Source organism: Dankookia sp. GCM10030260, assembly GCF_042666655.1.
Lineage (GTDB): Bacteria > Pseudomonadota > Alphaproteobacteria > Acetobacterales > Acetobacteraceae > Paracraurococcus.
The window spans coordinates 1-884 of record NZ_JBHTDE010000087.1; the positions used below are offsets into that span (position 1 = coordinate 1).

At 66.3% G+C, this 884-nt stretch carries 2 protein-coding genes; both read left to right on the forward strand.

What is annotated here, in order from left to right:
- The coding region (locus tag ACFQS7_RS30955; RefSeq protein WP_380070985.1) for a hypothetical protein at nt 1–226 on the forward strand (226 nt) is incomplete at its 5' end.
- Between the two features lie 146 nt (nt 227–372).
- Nucleotides 373–816 (forward strand): response regulator transcription factor, encoded by a 444-nt coding sequence (locus tag ACFQS7_RS30960; protein WP_380070986.1) that lies wholly within the window; start codon nt 373–375, stop codon nt 814–816.
- The last annotated feature ends 68 nt before the right edge of the window (nt 817–884 follow it).

Genomic DNA, 884 nt, shown 5'->3' on the forward strand with positions numbered 1-884 from the left:
CATGCTCCAGCGCAACCTGATCTACACCGCCGTGACCCGGGGCAAGCGGCTGGTGGTGCTGGTCGGTCAGCGCAAGGCGCTGTCGATCGCCGTCCGTGGCCAGCAGACCCGCCGCCGCTGGTCGAAGTTGAATGAATGGCTCCAGGGCTGCCCGGGAGAGGGTGGCGTCGGTTCCCGAAGCTTCGGCGATGGCGTCAGGGTAGGCCGCATCCCGGCCGGTGGCTGATCCGGCAAGGACAAAACCGAAACCCGCCAGCTGGACCGATGCGTTGAGCAGCGTTTGCCTTCGCTCGATATCGCATCGAAAAGCCTTTCAGGCGGATCACCATCTCGGCTAAAGTTTCGCTATCGGACTGCACTGGGTTTGCGCCGATGGCTGAGCAGGACACCCCGCTTGCGCTGGTGGTGGAGGATGAAGCGCTGCTCGGGCTCCTCGTCGAGCACATCCTGGGCGCCGAGGGGTTCCATGTCCTCCACGCCATGACTGAAGCGGAAGCCGAGTATCATGCCGGGATGGCGCGCATCGACCTGGCCATCGTGAACCTGCGCCTCCATGGCGATCTGGCCGGGCAACGGGTCATTCGCCAGCTTCGGAGCCGCTTCCCGGGGCTGCCGGTGGTCGTCATCACCGGGTTCAGCGCCGACGATCCAATCGCTGATCTTCGTGGCCTGGGTGGGCCGACGGCGCGGCTGGGCAAGCCTCAAGGCTACTCTGTCCTGGCCTCGACCGTATGGGCGCTCATGAAGCGGGCCGGCACGAAGGAGTCTGACGCATCGCGGCGGCGAGCGACCGATACCGGGGTGCAGCGCCGATAAGGAAGCCCTCCGAAGAAGGGGTGCGCAGGAAGGTGCGCAGGGGGTGCGCACCCCAAACCTCGCGCGCG